This window comes from Variovorax sp. 20P10.2.4 (genome assembly GCF_058244205.1).
Window position 1 is genome coordinate 1 of record NZ_JBZAYE010000837.1, and the last position, 2,685, is coordinate 2,685.

The window sequence follows — 2,685 nt, forward strand, 5'->3', positions numbered from 1 at the left end:
CCCGTGCGCGACATCCTCGTCGCGCTCGACACCCGGCTGCAGCAGGAGCCGCTGCGCAGCGTCCCCGAAGCCACCGCGCTGCTCGAACACACGCTCGAGGACCCGCGCCTGCTCGACATGGATGCACGCTTCCTGTTCGAGGCCAACATCGCCCACCTGCTGGCCTGCGGCTGGCGGCCCGGCCACGAGCACCTGTTCGAGGCCTCGCTCGTTTTCTTCGATTGGCGCACCGACTCGGCGCGGCTGCTGCGGCTGGGACAGGCCGGGCAGGTGGTGGACCGCGCGATCGTCGAGCAGGATGCGCAGGGGCAGCAGGCGCCCGACGACCGCGATGCGCAACGGCACTACCTCGAGCTGCTGCGCCGCACCGCCGATCCCGGACCGCAGGCGCTGGCGCTGGGCCTGGGGCGGGTGATGCATGCGGCCGCCACCTATCCGACCTGGCTGCGGCTGACGATGGACATCTCGAACATCGAGGCCTGGCGCGAGCGCGAAGCGAAACTCTCGCGCGGCACGCTCCAGAGCCATCCCTCGGCCGCGAGCGCGCACAGCGGCTCGATCAGCGCATCGCGGCTGACGGTGTGGTTCGCGATCTTCTTCGTGGGCGTGCTGGTGTTCGCGCTGCTGAAGGCGGCATTCAACTGGAAGGAAGAACCGCCCACCGACATCGCCAGAACGCAGGCCCCGCGCACCGCTCGGGCGAGCGTGCCGGCGCCATCCATCGGCTCGGGCATCGGAGCCAATGCGATCCCGGCACCCGAGCTCATCACGGCGACGCATGATCCGCAGGAGGCGCGATACACGCACCCGCCGTACCCCATCTACCCCGCCACATCGAAGCGGCTGGGCGAGAAGGGCACGGTCACGCTCAGAATCCGGACAGGTCCGGCAGGCGAGGTCGTCGAAATGATCGTGCTGCGCGGGTCCGGCTTCCAGCGCCTGGACAACGCGGCGCTCGACGCGGTGCGCATGGCAAGGGTGCTGACCAGGAACTACCCGGAGAGCGGCCCGAACGAGTGGTACCAGGCCACGATCGATTTCAGGCTTGACCCCACCGATCCCACCCGCGCGACCGCAACGGCCGCGGGCAAGCCAGTGGTTCCGCCGGCCGCGTCGTCCTCGAGCTACGGCGCGCGGGTCAACGCCTTGATCCGGCCCAACATCGTGCTCACCAAGAGTGTTCCAGGCAATCCCGTCGCCGAGTACACAGTGAGCCTCACGCCCGACGGCCTCATCAGCGGCGCCAGGTTGTCCAAGGCCAGCGGTGTGAAGGAATGGGATGCCATCGCGCTGCGCGCCATCCAGAAAACGGGCCGCCTGCCGCTGACCGACGATGGCACCGTGCCGTCGGAGATCGTGCTGGCACTGCGCCCCTGGTGAGCGGCCGGATCGATACGGCATGCACTGGCTCCTCCTCGCCGTCGCGCTCTGTGTCGCCATCCATCTCGGCGCCATCGCCCTCGCAGCCACACGCTTCGGCATCCCGATCCGCGAGTTCAGCTACGGCCTCGGCCCCACGCTGCTGCACGCGGGCCGGCTGCGGATCAGGACGCTGCCGGTCGGCGGCCAGCTGATCCTCAAGGACACGCGCACCGAACCGGTCGAGGCGGGCAAGGCGCATGACGCCCTCGACCTGCAGCCGCTCGCGACCCGGCTGGCGATCGGCGCGGCCGGCCCGTTCGCGCTGCTGGTGCTGGCCGTGGCGGTGCTGCAGTCCGAGGGCCTGGCGACCTTCGCCAGCGGGTTCGCGCAATGCATCGCGGGGGGCTTCGAGCCCTTCGGCGAGGCGCAGCGCCTGCTGCGGTCGGCGAGCGATGTCGCGACCGCCTCGCCGTTCCCGACGTTGCTCGCGCTCGTCGCCGCCAAGTTCGCCGCCGTCAACCTGCTGCCGTTTCCGGGCAGCAACGGCAGCTTCCTGCTGCAGGCCTTGCTGGAGCGCACGCCGCTGATGAAGCGCTGGCCACCCCTGGCAACGCAGCTCGGCCTGCTGCTGTTCTTCGGCATGGCGTTCTCCTGGCTGCTCGCGCTGGCCGTGTATGGCCTGCATGCCGCGGGCATCGACGTCATGGCCTGACGACCCACTCCCCTTTTCTCGAACACCGCCTCGCCATGCCCACAGACGACATCGGATTCCTCGTTGCCTATGCCATCGCCGGCGGCGCCGCCACGGCCGGCCTGCTGCTGCCATGGATACGCCGCATTCCGCTCGAGCTGCACCGCGTCTGGGCCCTCGACCACCAGAACTACCGGCCGCTGCTCGCTTCGCCCGACGACCTCGAACTGCCGCGCAAGAGCCGCATCGCGCTGATCGCATCGGGCGCCCTGCTGTGCCTGGGGCTGGCGCTGGCGCGCGGCGTGTCGCTGCAGACCACCTTCCTGTGCATCCTGCTGCTGGGCTGGGTGCTGCTCACGGCGATCAACCTGCGGCACCGCGTGCTGCCCGACTGGATCGTCTACCGGCTGCTCTGGATCGGCCTGCTGTACCACGCGTACACCGGCAACGCCGCCGCGCAGGTCATCGGTGCCGCGGCGGGCTACCTCGTGCCCTGGCTCGCGACCCTGCTGATACGGCGGCAGACCGGGCAGGACGCGATGGGCCACGGCGACTTCAAGGCCTTCGCGGTGGCGGGCGCGTGGTTCGGCTGGTCGGCGCTGCCGACGATCTACGGCGTGTTCCTGCTGACG

3 protein-coding genes are annotated in these 2,685 nt (G+C 70.1%); all 3 read left to right on the forward strand.

Going from position 1 to position 2,685, the window contains the following annotated elements; translation table 11 throughout:
• Nucleotides 1-1,380, forward strand: a 1,380-nt coding sequence (locus AC27VN_RS38320; protein ID WP_490880043.1) for a TonB family protein, incomplete at its 5' end; no start/stop codon positions are given.
• Between the two features lie 19 nt (nucleotides 1,381-1,399).
• Entirely contained in the window at nucleotides 1,400-2,074 is a 675-nt protein-coding gene (locus tag AC27VN_RS38325; RefSeq protein ID WP_490880044.1) for a site-2 protease family protein, read from the forward strand.
• Nucleotides 2,075-2,109: 35 nt separating this feature from the next.
• Nucleotides 2,110-2,685: prepilin peptidase (locus tag AC27VN_RS38330; RefSeq protein ID WP_490880045.1), on the forward strand; the 576-nt coding region annotated here is incomplete at its 3' end.

What these genes read in the sequence shown, in the direction of transcription:
- AC27VN_RS38325 (WP_490880044.1), top strand. Translation starts at nt 1,400, where the DNA reads ATGCACTGGCTCCTCCTCGCCGTCGCGCTCTGTGTCGCCATCCATCTC.